This is a genomic window from Verminephrobacter aporrectodeae subsp. tuberculatae At4, from assembly GCF_000193225.1.
Lineage (GTDB): Bacteria > Pseudomonadota > Gammaproteobacteria > Burkholderiales > Burkholderiaceae_C > Acidovorax > Acidovorax aporrectodeae.
The window spans coordinates 1-13,068 of sequence record NZ_AFAL01000699.1 but is presented as its reverse complement, the minus strand read 5'-3'; the positions used below and the strand labels follow the sequence as shown (position 1 = coordinate 13,068).

Annotated in this window: 10 protein-coding genes and 2 pseudogenes; 5 read left to right on the top strand and 7 right to left on the bottom strand. The window is 62.4% G+C overall.

Annotated features, from left to right (window positions below; translation table 11 throughout):
* The 4 genes and pseudogenes from VTU_RS30835 to VTU_RS35900 all read right to left on the bottom strand — a co-directional run.
* Window positions 1-1,497, bottom strand: a 1,497-nt coding sequence (locus VTU_RS30835) for an Ig-like domain-containing protein (RefSeq protein ID WP_010107751.1), incomplete at its 3' end; no start/stop codon positions are given.
* Window positions 1,498-1,512: 15 nt separating this feature from the next.
* Window positions 1,513-1,716 (bottom strand): annotated as a pseudogene (locus VTU_RS35745) (hypothetical protein); the annotation flags it as partial.
* Window positions 1,665-6,872 (bottom strand): Ig-like domain-containing protein, encoded by a 5,208-nt coding sequence (locus VTU_RS30830; RefSeq protein ID WP_138927968.1) that lies wholly within the window; start codon window positions 6,870-6,872, stop codon window positions 1,665-1,667. The pseudogene VTU_RS35745 and the gene VTU_RS30830, both read right to left, overlap by 52 nt.
* 862 nt (window positions 6,873-7,734) lie before the next feature.
* Window positions 7,735-8,238, bottom strand: a complete 504-nt coding sequence (locus VTU_RS35900) for a type II toxin-antitoxin system RelE/ParE family toxin (protein ID WP_438873588.1) — start codon at window positions 8,236-8,238, stop codon at window positions 7,735-7,737.
* Between VTU_RS35900 and VTU_RS34485 the strand changes: the two genes are divergently transcribed.
* From VTU_RS34485 to VTU_RS33040, 5 genes and pseudogenes are all read left to right on the top strand, one after another.
* Window positions 8,224-8,694 (top strand): filamentation induced by cAMP protein Fic, encoded by a 471-nt coding sequence (locus VTU_RS34485; protein WP_010107747.1) that lies wholly within the window; start codon window positions 8,224-8,226, stop codon window positions 8,692-8,694. The genes VTU_RS35900 and VTU_RS34485 overlap by 15 nt on opposite strands.
* 42 nt (window positions 8,695-8,736) lie before the next feature.
* Complete coding sequence (locus VTU_RS33050) at window positions 8,737-10,290, top strand: phosphatidylinositol-specific phospholipase C (RefSeq protein WP_138927967.1); 1,554 nt, start codon at window positions 8,737-8,739, stop codon at window positions 10,288-10,290.
* Between the two features lie 323 nt (window positions 10,291-10,613).
* The gene (locus VTU_RS35475; RefSeq protein WP_010107742.1) at window positions 10,614-10,748 is read left to right on the top strand and encodes a hypothetical protein; all 135 of its coding nucleotides are present in this window, start codon (window positions 10,614-10,616) and stop codon (window positions 10,746-10,748) included.
* Window positions 10,745-10,999, top strand: a complete 255-nt coding sequence (locus VTU_RS35740; RefSeq protein WP_169315426.1) for an IS66 family transposase — start codon at window positions 10,745-10,747, stop codon at window positions 10,997-10,999. Before VTU_RS35475 ends, VTU_RS35740 begins: the two co-directional genes overlap by 4 nt.
* Before the next feature lie 45 nt (window positions 11,000-11,044).
* A pseudogene (locus VTU_RS33040) lies at window positions 11,045-11,341 on the top strand (IS66 family transposase); the annotation flags it as partial.
* An 11-nt stretch (window positions 11,342-11,352) separates the two neighbouring features.
* Here VTU_RS33040 and rnhA read toward each other — a convergent pair.
* The 3 genes from rnhA to VTU_RS28820 all read right to left on the bottom strand — a co-directional run.
* Complete coding sequence (rnhA, locus tag VTU_RS0119670) at window positions 11,353-11,802, bottom strand: ribonuclease HI (RefSeq protein WP_010107739.1); 450 nt, start codon at window positions 11,800-11,802, stop codon at window positions 11,353-11,355.
* Between the two features lie 33 nt (window positions 11,803-11,835).
* Window positions 11,836-12,663: a class I SAM-dependent methyltransferase gene (locus VTU_RS28825; RefSeq protein WP_050809544.1), complete on the bottom strand. Its 828-nt coding sequence runs from the start codon at window positions 12,661-12,663 to the stop codon at window positions 11,836-11,838.
* A 204-nt stretch (window positions 12,664-12,867) separates the two neighbouring features.
* Window positions 12,868-13,068 (bottom strand): tyrosine-type recombinase/integrase (locus VTU_RS28820; protein WP_010107737.1); only part of this gene is annotated, 201 nt, incomplete at its 5' end.

Below are 13,068 nucleotides of genomic sequence, written 5' to 3'. Positions count from 1 at the left end.
CACCGCAAAGGCTCCGCTCTCCGGCTTGTGGTCCGGGTCCGCGTCCAGGTCGCTGCTGTCATCGAAGCTGAGTACCAGTTGGTCGCCGTTGACTCTGGGGCGCGTCGTCTCGCCGCTGGTGATCAGCTGCGGGGGCGTGGTGTCTGCTGGCGCGGGGGTGGTGTTCGTCACCCGCATGTCCGGGAAGTTTGCCGCGCTGTTGCCTGCCGCGTCCGCTACCCCGCCGGCGCCTTCGGGCTGGGTGTAGCTGATGGCCACGTCCTCACCGTGGGCCACGGCGTGGCCGAGCGTGAGCGTGATGGTCTTGGCGGCGGCGTTCACCACGGCGTTGGTGACGGCGATGGTGGTGCCAGCGGCGTTCGTGACCGTAAAGCCTGCGTTGTCCGTGAGTGCGGCATCGCTCAGGGTGTTCTCTTCGGTGTAGGTCAGCACCAACTGGTCGCCGTTGACCGTGGCCGTGCTGAGCGCCGGGCGCGTGGTGTCCGGCAATTGGGTGTTCACGGCGTAGTTGTCGCTGCTGACGGAGCCGGTTCCGGAGCGGCCGTCCACGGTGCTCACGCCGGCGAGGTTGACGCTGATGTGGTTGGCCGCGTCGTTGACGGCGGCCTTGGGGGTGAAGGTGGCGGTCCAGGTTTTGTTGTTGACGGTCGTGAGCGGGCCGAGCGTGCCGTTGGCCTGGGTCAGGTCAATGTCATCGACCGTGAAGCCGAGGACCGTCTGGGTGAAGGTGAAGGTGACGGTCGTCGTATGGCCCGTGGTGAGCACGGTATCGGCGAGCGTGATCGTGGCGGCAGATGGTGCGGTGTGCACGCTGAAGTTGGCGCTGGTGGCGCTGCCGGTCAGGCCCGCGAGGTTGACGCGGATGGTGTTGCTCGCGTCGTTGACGTTGGCCGTGGGCGTGAAGGTCGCCGTCCAGGTTCTGCCGTCGGCGCTGAGTGCGGGTTCGCTGAGCGTGCCGTTGGCCTGGGTCAGGTCGATGTCATTGATCGTGAGGCCGGGGACGGGTTGGTTGAAGGCCATGATGACCGTCGCCGTTTCTCCCGCCGTGAGGTGCTCGTCGGTCAGCGTGACGGTTGCGCTCAGGTCGGGTGCCTGGTCTGCGGTGCCGGGCCGGGTGTCTATGCGGTAGTTGCTGCTGACGGCGGTGCCGTTCTGCGCCGGGTTGCCCGCCAAGTCCGCCACGCCGCGCATTGCGAGGCGGATGGTGTTGCTCGCGTCGTTGATGTTGGCGCTGGGCGTGAAGGGGGCGCTCCAGGTCCTGCCATCTGCGAGGGCGGTCAGCGGACCCAGCGTGCCGTTGGCATTCGACAGGTCGATGTCGCGGGCATCAAGGCCGGTGACGGGCTCGTTGAAGCTGAAGCTGACGGTGGTGGTGTCGCCCGCGCTGAGGGTGCTGTCGGCCAGCCTGATGGTGCAGCGGGGGGGCAGGACGTCGATGTCGTAGGTGACCGTGGAGACGGCCTGGCCCACACCGGCGTTGTCCGTGAGGTCGGTCACGCCGGCGAGGTTGACGCGGATCTGGTTGCCCGTGGAGTTGTAGCGGGTGACGTCGTAGTGTGGGGTGCTTGCGAAATCATCCGGCCCCGGAGCCGTCAGTGTGACCTCCCAGGTGGTGCCGCCGTCGGTGCTGTGCAGGTTGGACAGCTTGGCGGAACCGCCGGCGCTCAGGTCGTCGATGTGGAAGCTGTCGGCAGCGATGGCTTTGGAGAAGCGGATGCTGACGGTGGTGCTCTCGCCAATGCCCAGTTTGCTGTCGTTGATCGTGATCGGGTTGGTCGCGGCCAGTCGGGGCGCAGGCTGTCTTCGGTGTCCGTGGCAGGCCGGGTGTCCACGGTGTAGCTGGCGCTGCTGGTGCTACCGGTGCCGGCGTTGCCCGCGGCGTTGGTCACGCCCGGGAGGTTGACGCGGATGGTGTTGTTCGTGTCGTTGACGTGGGCCGTGGTGGGCGTGAAGGTCGCCGTCCAGGTCCTGCCGTCGTCATCGGTCGTGGGGTCGCCCAATGTGCCGTTGGCGTCGGTGAGCACGATGTCATCGCGCGTGAAGCCGCTGACGGGTTCGTTGAAGCGGAAGGTGACGGTGGTGGTTTCGTCCGCGCTGAGCGTGGTGTCGGCCAGCGTGATCGTGGCGGTGGGGCGCTGGGTGTCGATCGTGTAGTTGGCGCTGCTGGCCTGGCCTTGGCCGATGGTGCGTGGGCCCGTGGCCTGTACGCCAGCCAAGTGGACGCGGATGCTGTTGCTCGCGTCCATCAGGCTGGCCGTGGGCGTAAAGGTGGCGGTCCAGAGGGTCGAATGGCCCAGGTTGGTCAGGTTGCCGAGCGTGCCGTTGGCATTCGAGAGGTCTATGTCGGCAGCATCGAAGCCGGTGACGGCCCGGTTGAAGGCAAAAGTGACGAGGGTGGTTTCGCCCGCCTTGAGCGCGGTGTTCGCCAGCGTGATGGTGGCGCGGGGCAGTTGGGTGTCTACGGCGTAGGGGGAGGGGGCGGTGCTGCCCAGCCCGGTATTGCCTGCGGCGTTGGTCACGCCGCTCAGGCGCACGGAGATTTCGTTGCTCAGGTCGTGCGTGTCGGCATGGGGGGTCAGCGTGGAGGTCCAGGTTCTGCCGTCTGCGCTGGCCCTGGGCGGGCTCAGCGTACCCGCCGGGTCGTCGTGGATCACGTCCTCGAGTCCGAAGCCGGTGACGGGCTCGCTGAATTGGAAGGTGACGGTGCTGCTCTCGCCCGGGGTGAGTGCCGGGTCGGTGATGTGCACGGTGGCGCTGGGCCGCACGGTGTTCACCGCGTAGTTGGGACTGATGGCGTTGCCTGCGCCGGTGCGGCCCGCGCCATTCGTCACACCGGCCAGGTTCACGCCGATGGTGTTGCTCGCGTCCTCGGTGTCCACCTTGGGCGTGAAGGAGGCGGTCCAGGTGATGCCGTCGTCTGCGGTGCTCAGCGCGCCGAGCGTGCCGTTGGCATGCGCGAGGTCCACGTCCGTGGTGTCGAGGCCGGTGACGCGCTCGCTGAAGGTGATGGTGACGGTGCTGCTCTCGTCCGCGGTGAGCACGCTGTCGGCCAGCGCGACGGTGGCGCTGGGGCGCGTGCGGGAGACGGTGGTGTCGATGTGGTAGCTGATGCCGCTGGCGTGTATCTGGCTGCCCACGTTGCCCGATTCGTCGCTCACTCGGCTCATGTCCACGCCCAGCTTGACGTTGCTGAGGGTGCTGCTGCCCGTCGGGGCGGTGAGTGTGGCGGTCCAGGTGGTGCCGCCGTTGAAGGCGACCAGGTTCGACAGCGTGCCGCCGGCAGCGCCCAACAAGGTCTTGGTGCTGCCCACGCTGACGTAGGGGAGGATGCAGCGGGTGTCCAAGCCCCGCACCGCTTCGGAGAAGATGAAGGTGACGGTGGCGGTTTCGCCGGCGTCGAGGCTGCTGTCCGTCTCTCCTTGCACGTAGGCGATGGAGCCGGCACCCGTGAGCACCGGCGCGGCGTGGTCCACGGTGTAGCTGGGGCCGTACTTGTCATCCGCCGGACCCGAGTTACCCATCCAGTCCACCACGCTGTTCTGGCGCACGACGATCATGTTGTCGCCCAGTTGGCGCCCGTGGGAGCCGTGGGAGTTGCTGTAGCCGGTCGGGGTCAGTTTGACGGTCCAGGTCTGACCGCCATCGGTGCTGAGCAAGTCGCTCAGCGTGCCGCTGAGCATTGAGCCACTGTATACCCGGAGGTCGGCGAGGGTGAAGTCGCGGACTCTTTCGGCGAAGCGGATGGTGGCCGTAGCAACTTCGCCGATCCCCAGCGTCGTGTCGCTCATCGTGATCTCGACGATGCTGGGCCGTTGGACGTCGATGGCGTAGGTGTTGCTCGATTCCACACGGCCTGCGGCCGAGAGGCCATCGCGGTCGGTCACGCCGACGAGGTCCGCGGTGATTTTGTGGTTCTCCGAGTTATTCATCGCACCCGTCGGGGCCGTCACCGTGGCGGTCCACACGGAGCTGTAGCCGTTGGCGTCGGCGTTGCGGGCGAGCGGAGCGGACAGCGTGCCCGCTCCCTCGGGCGCACGCAGGTTGGTGCTGCTCAAACCCTTGACGGGCTCCGAGAAGGTAAGGGTGACGGTCATCGTCTGCTTGTTCAGCGTGAATGCGCTTTCGCTGAACGTGATGGCATCAGCGGCCAGCGAGGGCCCCAGGGTGCTGACGGTGTAGCCGTTGCTGTAGACGGGATTGCCCTCTCCCGTGTTGCCAAACAGGTCGTACACCCGGCCCATGTTCAGGCTGATCCAGGCGTGGGCGTTTGCCGTGTTGGCAGCGGGTATGAATGTGGCGACCCAGGTTTCGCCGCCGTCGGTGCTGTAGAGTTCACCCACCCTGCCGTGGGCGTTGGGGAGGTCGATCGCGGACCTGACGCTTGGGCCGTTGACTCTTTCGTTGAAAACGAACGTGACCTGGGCGGTTTCGCCGGCTCTGAGGTGGGTGTCGTCGATCGTGATGCGCAGAACCCGGGGCCGGACGGTGTCGATGGTAAACAGCGGGGAGGAGTAGGTCCCTGTGCCAAAGCTTTCGTTGGCATCGTGCGTCTTGCCAAGGTCCATGGTGACGCGGCCACTGGCCCCCTCCACACCGTCCTTCGCGCGCAGCGTCATCCAGAAGTGCTTGGGATTGTGGGGGTCCTTGGACATATCCTCGTCCCATTGGGTACCGGGCATGCTCTCAAGGGAGCCGGGCCTCCCGGAGAGCCCGACAAGGTTGCCTTCCCTGGGGATCACATACGGCGTTTCGTTGAACTCGAAATGCACGCGGGTCGATTCACCCGGGCCCAGCGTGTATTTGTCGGCCCAAACTCTGACGGTATGAAGACCCGCGACGTGGGGCCGGTTGCTGTCGATTGCGTAGGTGTCGCGCGATTCCACCCGGTTCGTCGTGGCCTGGAGGTCATCGCGATCGCTCACGCCCGTGAGGTCCACGGTGACTTTGTTGTTCTGCGAGTTATTCGTCCCGGCCGCCGGGGCCGTCAACGTGGTGGTCCAGACGGTGCTGTGGCCGTTGGCGTCGGGGTCGCGGGCGACCGGAGCGGACAGCGTGCCCTTTCCTGTGGACAGGTGCAGGTTTGCGCTGCTCAGACCCTTGACGGGTTCCGAGAAGCTGAGGGTGACGGTCGTCGTCCTCTGGTGACCCGTCAATACCCTCTCGTGGAACGTGATGGCCTCAGCGGCCAGCGAGGGCCCCAGGGTGCTCACGGAGTAGCCGCCGCTGTTGACGGGGATGTTCCCTCCATCGAGGTCCGTTCCCGGGTTGCCGTGCAGGTCCCGCACCTCGTTCATCCGCACGGAGATCACGCATTGCTCGGCGTTTGCCGTGTTTGCAGCGGGTGTGAATGGGGCGGTCCAGGTGATGCCGCCGTCGGCGGTGGTCAGACTGCCCAGCGTGCCATGGGCTTTGGAGAGGTCAATGGCTGACTGGAAGTTGGCGACTTTTTCGGTGAAAACAAAGGTGACGGTGGCGGTTTCGCCGGCTTGGAGGTGTTCGTCGTCGATCGTGATGGAGCGGTGCTTGGGCCGGAAGGTGTCGATGGAAAACAGTTCGGAAGCCTGGTGCCCGGCGCCCGGCTGGCGGTAGCTGTCAGCCACCTTGGAAAGGTCCACGCTGATGCGGCCGCTACTTACCGCGTCATCCTTCGCACTCAGTGTGGCCCAGAAGCTGTTGGTTGATTTCTGGAAGAGCCCCGAGGTCCAGTGGGTACCGTGGGGTACGAACTCGACGAATTGGGTGAGGTTCAGGTACCTCGGCGATACGTCGAACTCAAAATGCACGATGGTCGATTCACCCTTGCCCAACGTGTATTTGTCGGCCTGGATTCTGACGGAAAAACGACTGCTGTGGATGATCCTGCTGGTGTTGTTGTCGATGGTGTAGGTGTTGCTCGATTCCACACGGTCCGTCGTGGTTATCCGCAGGCCATCGCAGTCGGTCACGCCGCTGAGGTCTACGGTGACTTTGTTGTTCGTCGAGTTCGCGTCCGTACCTGCGTGGGCCGTCAACAGGACGGTCCAGACGGCGCTATATGAGTAGGGGCCGATGTCCGGATCGGACAGCGTGCCCTTTCCCGCGGGCACCTGCAGGTTTGCGCGGCTCAAACCCCTGACGGGTTCCGAGAAGGTGAGGGTGACGGGTATCGTCTGCCTGCCAAACGTCCATACGCTGTCGCCGAACGTGATGGCATCCGCGGTCAGCGAGGGCCCCAGGGTGCTGACGGTGTAGCGGTTGCTGTAGACGGGGCTGCCCTCTCCCGCGTTGCCAAACAGGTCGCGCACCTGGCTGGCGTTCACGCCGATCACGCAGTCCTCGGCGTGTGCCGTGTTCGCAGCGGGTGCGAATACGGCGGTCCAGGTTAGGCCGCCGTCGGTGGTGACGACGTCACCCAGCAGCGTACCATGGGCTTTGGAGAGGTCGATGGCTGCCTTGAGGCTTGCGCCGTCGACTTTCTCGCTGAAAACGAACCGGACCTTGGCGGTTTCGCCGGCTTTGAGGCGGGTGTCGTCGATCGTGATGCTCGTGACCCGGGGGCCGATGGTGTCGACGGTAAACAGCTCGGAATAAAAGAGGGTATCTGCGCCCCGAGTGCCGCTGTCATCCGTCAGATTTGCAGGGTTGTAGGCGACGTAGCCGCCGGTGCTTGTCTCGCCGTCAATCGTGCTCAGTGTGGCCCAGTAGTGCTTGGCATTGTCTGGGTCCCTGGTCAATTCGCTGGTCCAGCGGGCACCGCCGGGCAGGAGCCTGCAGTCGTAGTGGCGGAAGCTCGACTGCAACGGCCAGTCGTTGAACTCGAAATGCACGCGGACGGATGTCCCCTTGCTCAGTGCGTATGTTGAGGCCCAGATTCTGACGGCAGTGACAGTCATGATGTCTCCTTGAGCGGTTGCGGTACGGCCCTGGTCCCCTGCGATGGGTTGGGTTCCAGCGGCATTGAAAACGTAACAAAAGCGTCGCGAATTTAAACATATACTGACAATTTAGTGGGTGGTTTTTTTTGACTTCCCCGGTGAACTTCTGCGCGAAAGCGTTCTGCCCCCATGCAGAGCATGGTGCAGACGGGGGTCTAACCCACCCTCCTTGGGGTGGCCAAACAGCCTGGTCCGCTGATGCACTACTCCATAAGTATCAGAACAAAATAAAACTGCTGCGTTGCGCGCCATGGCAGGGTGAAAACCGCAGAAAAATCTTGATTTTCTTGAGAGTTTGCGATGTACCTATGGCACGCAAGATGAAGTTTTACGTATTGATATTTACGAGTTATTTCATGCGATTCGTGCGCCGCGGGCCAGGGGCCCGTACCGGCCCGCACACGGAAATGTCGCAGTCCATGCGCGTGGGTTCTGTGCTGCATGCAGCATTCAGAAGCCCAGGACAAGCAGTAAATATGTGACTATTTACAGTTCGTGAAACAGGTTGCGCGCGCGTTGAAACGGGTGGCTTTCCAATCCTGGCAACCCGCTGGCACTCCATGCCGATGCTTGGGTCATCGCAGCATGGATGCGGTCAGTGTTGTGCAGGGCTATGCCGGCGTGCACGCGCTGTGCAATGCGCACCTGCTGTGCGCGCTGAGCTTCCTGGCCCAGAGAGCATCGAGGCCGCGAACGCGCGCGCAAGGAATCACTGCGGTGCAGCCATGCCAGCTGCTGCGCTGGGTAAAACGCTAGCGTGCCTTGTTGGAGAAGGGGGGCAAGCAGTCGGATGCGTTCCACTGCTGCGGCGCCCGCGCGATCATGCGCAAGAGGTGCTGCGCTTTGCGCGCGACCTGATGAAGCGGGCGATCCGGATGCCCGAGGTCCAAGCCGGGCAGCTTGCGCCGCTTTGCCGGGGCGCAAAGCGTGTGCACGATGCGCTCCTGCCCGGACACCGTCCATATGCAGCGCCTGCCTTCCAGCCCTGCGTGATCGTTTGCCGTGGTGCTCTTCGGGAACCCATGCAGGAACACGGACCGGTTGCCGATCCGGGCCGACTGGCCAAGGTACGGTAGCCGCCGCGCTTGCCGCCGCCAGCGCGCGCCTGCGCTTCTTGTAGAGAGGGGCCACCCAGGTCCGCGTCGATCAGCCCTTCTTCCCTCTCCCGCACCACCTTGCACGGAGCGACGTCGGGCAGCCTCTCACTCAGCTGCCACCGTGCCAAGTTCTTGCGCTTCAGGACCTCAGGCAGGCGACCTTCACGGGTGTCGCGCAGTATTGATTGTAATTTTATGTAATAATTGGCGCAATGATCGCCACCCACGCCATCCGGACCTCCCCGGAAGTCCTCCAGCTCATCGCCAGCATCAATGCGTTCAAGGGTGCTTGGCGCGCGCTCGGCACCCAGGAGCGCATCGGTTCGTCCACCCGCATCGAAGGCAGCAAGTTGTCGGACCGGGAGGTCGAGCTGTTGCTGCGCGAGAAGATCGGACTCACCGCACGGCCCGAACTTTCGCTACGGATCATCGAATTCACGTGGGAGCATGGGCGCATCACCATGGGCGATGCAATCCGGCTGACTGACGGCAAGCGCAACCCGCTCAAGCAGCATTTCCGTGTCCTGGTGGAACGTGGGCACCGCGCGCAGCATGGGGCTGGCCATATCTCGTTATGCACAACTCCCCCGAAAAGAGGTCCTCCAGGTGAGGAGGGCTTCGGGAGTGTGCATGGTATTCAAAAGGAGTTTACCTCAAAAAAAACCACTCCCATTCTTCATTAAAAACGGTTCGTCAAACATTTTCAACAAACCATCTTTATCATCATGAATCAGAGAAATAACAAATTCCTTTTGGCGATGGCGACTGGGCTCGCCATTTTTGGATCAAAGGTGCATGCAGAATATCAGACAGATGCTTGGAACCATACCGGTGCGTTTTCTACGAGCGTCACGGCTTCCACGGATAATTCCTCTTTCATGAAGGCCATTGATGGCGACACTCGCATCAACAGCCTTTCGTTGGTTGGAACACATGATTCTGCTGCAAGTACTGGGGGTTCCATAGCCTTTACATCGACCATTATCGGCGCGCCCGTAGGGTGTGCAGTGGGCGTAGCATTGGCTCCCGTTACTTTCGGATATTCCATGGTATTGTGTATAATTGGTGCGTTTTCAGGCGCGGTTGTTCAAGATGCGGTGCGCACGCAAACAATGCCGCTCACGGAACAGATGAAAGCAGGCATCAGATTTTTTGATATACGCGTGAAGCACCGAAATGACAAGTTTCAGCTGTATCACGGCAAAAGCGATTTGGGCGCCGATATGGATGGCGTATTGTCGCAAATCAAGGAATTTCTGAAAAATAATCCATCAGAAGTCATCATGGCTCGGATCAGAAACGAGGAGGACGGCGAAAGCAATACATCCGTCAATTCTGCATCTGGAAACACTCGCAATTTCAAAGAAACCATGCTCGGATATGTTCAAAAATATGACGAAAACTTGTTTTGGGATGGCAAATTGGGGGGGTCAAATCCAACACTGAGCTCTGTCAGAGCAAAAATCATCATTTTTTCCGATTTCGGGGAATTCAAGTACGGTCTGCCGTATGATACCGAGACTGCCAACATTGAGGATTCTTACCACCTGTATTGGAACTGGGATCTTTACGATAAATGGGAAAAAATCAAAAAGCATTTGGTGACCACGAATTCTCAAACAGTGTTTGCGAAGCCGAGTATCGGCTATCTGAGTGGCTCCGGAGGGTCGTTTCCATATTTTGTTGCCGGCGGTCGCATTTATGCCAATACAAGCGCCGATCATCTCCTGACCAAGGAAACCGAAACCTCGACTGGAATTAATCGGAACAAGTGGCCTGATTTTCCGCGTGGTTCATGCACCTGGGTGGCCGGATGGATATGTTCGATCTTCTTTGCTGGCACGAATGAACTGACGGCGACATGGCTGGCAAAGAACAATCCCAAAAACGTAGGAATTTTGGTTGCCGATTTTCCCGGAAGTGACCTGATTGACCGAGTCATTCGAATCAATGCGCAATTCAAAAAAATGGAGCAGCTGGCAGGACAGGAATGGGTTTCCCTCAGTTTCAATGGCGTAGACCAAGAATGTGCCAGCAATGACGGGGTGAACTGTTTTCGTGGAGCTTCGCGTGACGAGGCGAAAAAGGCCACCACCGTATTGGTTTGCGGTGAAGCCCACCGGGCCAAGTATGGAATTACTGGGTACGGAGATAAAAGCCATTGGTGCTCCAAAGCTCGTGACGCCGTAACTACTCAGCCCCCGGTCCCACGGCCCAGCCGATCAACCAAAGCGGGGCTGGACCGGAGCGCCCTGAAAGGCTTGGCTGAGCTCCTGTGAAAGTATGTTGGCGCAAAAATATTGCTCCTCATTTTTCGCGGCCAGCGCCACCACAAAACGAGCTGCACAGGCGATCATGGGGCACCAAGAGGCCTTGCATCAGAGCGAATTCGCCCCAAGTGGCGAACTTTGGATCCTCTCGTAGGCCAAGGGCGCTTGGATTACGTCGCTTTCATCGCTGAAATTGAAAAATTCACACGCTCTGAGTAGTTACGTGACGCCATAGCTCGTGATCAGGCAAAAAAGTGACTGGTTCAGCCTCTCGAACACGAATCAGTGGTACTCGCTCCATGCTGACACTTCAACGCTGAGTCACGAGGAGAATGATCGGACAGTTGGTCACCCGGGTCCAAGAGTTGGAATCGCGGCTGTCCAAGATCTCACCGGGCACGCTGCATGGCTGGGCGCGCGAGGCCGACGCGCTGCTCAGCCCCTCGGTCCAAGCCCGCAGCAGGTGAGCCAATCGCCGGTGGTTCATGTCGATGAATCGGGTACAGGCCAAGTTGCAGTGGCTGCACACCAGTGTCACCCCGAAGCACACTTGGTATGGCGTACATCCCAAGCGGGGGGCATCGAGGCAGTCAATGCGTTCGGTGTTTTGAAGGACTGCGCCGGCGTGCTGGCGCATGACTGCTGGGCGCCATACTGGCTGATCCAATGCGTGCATGCGCTGTGCAATGCACATCTGTTGCGCGAGCTGACCCCGTAGCGCGTCAAGGAGCCGGGCCAACGCGCACGGGCCAAGCAGTCGGATGCGTTCCATTTGCTGCGGCGCCGGCGCGATCATGCGCAAGAGGTGTTGTTGCGCTTTGCGCGTGACCTGTCGCTGCCTTTCGCGAACAACTTGGCCGAGCGGGCCATCCGGATGCCCAAGGTCAAGCAAAAATCTCCGGTTGCTTTTCGCACCTTGGCCGGGGCGCAGAGCTTCGGCACGATCCGCTTCTATCCGGACACTGCCCGCAAGCATGGGGTTGGCATATCAGAAGCACCGCGCGGGGCGCGAACGCTGAGCCGGCGGCGCGCGAAGACGCGGCGTGCGTCCGATGCCTGAAGCTGGAACCCTCAGCCTCGTCCCAGCGCCTGCTCAACGCCCCGGTTCGCCAGGACATCGGCGCGCTCGTTTCCCGGGTCGCCCGAGTGCCCTTTCACCCAGCGCCACGTGATGCGGTGGCCGCCGCTGCTCACCAGGGCGTCCAGGCGCTGCCAAAGCTCGACGTTCTTCACCGGTTGTCTGGACGCGGTGCGCCAGCCATTGGACTTCCAGCCGTGAATCCATTCGGTGATTCCCTTGCGCACGTATTCGCTGTCCAAATACAGCGTGACGGCGCAGGGGCGCTTCAGGGCCGATAGCGCCTCGATCACCGCCATCAGCTCCATGCGGTTGTTCGTCGTGCCCAGCGTTCCGCCAAAGAACTCCTTCTCGGTGGCGCCCGAGCGCAGCAACACGCCCCAGCCTCCAGGGCCCGGGTTGCCCTTGCAGGAGCCGTCCGTGTATATCTGTACCTGATCCAAACTATGTTCCTGTGCTGTGGTGGGTAGAAACGGTCATGCGCGGGGGGACGGCGGTTTCGCGGCGGCCTCGTGGCGGCGTTTGACTGCCGGCGTATTGGCCGTGCGGTGGGCGATGGGGACGGTGGCAGCGGAGCGCTGGCGCTTGCTGCGCCATGCCGACTCCAGCAGGCGCATGCCGTACACCCGCTTGACCGCAACCAGAAAGTACGCGGCCCCCAAAATGGGCCACCATTTCTCGCCCAGGCGGTCCATCCAGCCAAAGCGCTCCAGCCATTGGGCGCTGCGCACTGCTGGACGATAGCAGCCAAAACGGGTGGATTCGACCTCGAAGCTCAAAAGCCGCAGCCAGTCGCGCAGGCGCCGGTAGGCGATGAACTCGTCCACACCCGGCAGATACTGCGTGCCCTTGCCCAGGCGCTGGTACAGGTGCGCGCGCCGCTGGCGCAGGCCCCACAGGCTGGCGGGATTCAGGCCGCTGATGACCACGCGCCCTTCGGGCACCAGGACCCGCTCGACCTCGCGCAAGGCGGCGTGCGGGTCGATGCTCAACTCCAGGGTATGCGGCAGGACGATCAGGTCCAGGCTGGCCTTGGCAAAGGGCAGGGCCACGGGCTCGGCGAGCAGGGCGAGCGTGCGGCTGCCCGGCGCCCCCGTCTGCACCAAACCGCTGTCGTCCGCTAGCGCATCCTGTCCGAGTGCGAGCCAGCGATGCGGCATGCGGTTCGCGCGCAAGCCATCGAGCAGCGGCATGCCAAGCTGCAGGCTGTGATAGCCAAAGACGTCGGCCACCGCCTCGTCGAAGCGCGCCTGTTCCCAGGCCAGCAGATACCGGCCTGGCGGGGAATCGAACCAGTTGTGCAAGCCGGTCAATTGATGCCACACCCTGATGTCACGTGCCTCACGACGGATCCCGAAGGCGCCCACTGGGCAATCCGGTCGGGCGGCAAAAGCGGGTTCTCCGCTGCGGCGCAGCCCCGGCGCGCAAGCCCTGCCCGGGCACGCCGGGCTGGATGGGCAGGCCGAGCGTTTGCCCGGCCCGGGCGTTGTGCGGCGTGCATATGGTTTTCAATTCGCCGGTGGCTTCTTGTGCGCCCGCGGGTGGGCCACGTCGTACACCGCGGCCAGATGCTGGAAGTCCAGCCGCGTGTAGACCTGCGTGGTGGTGACGCTCGCGTGGCCCAGCAGTTCCTGCACGGCGCGCAGGTCGCCGCCGCTTTGCACCAGGTGGCTGGCAAACGCATGGCGCAGCATGTGCGGGTGCAGCGG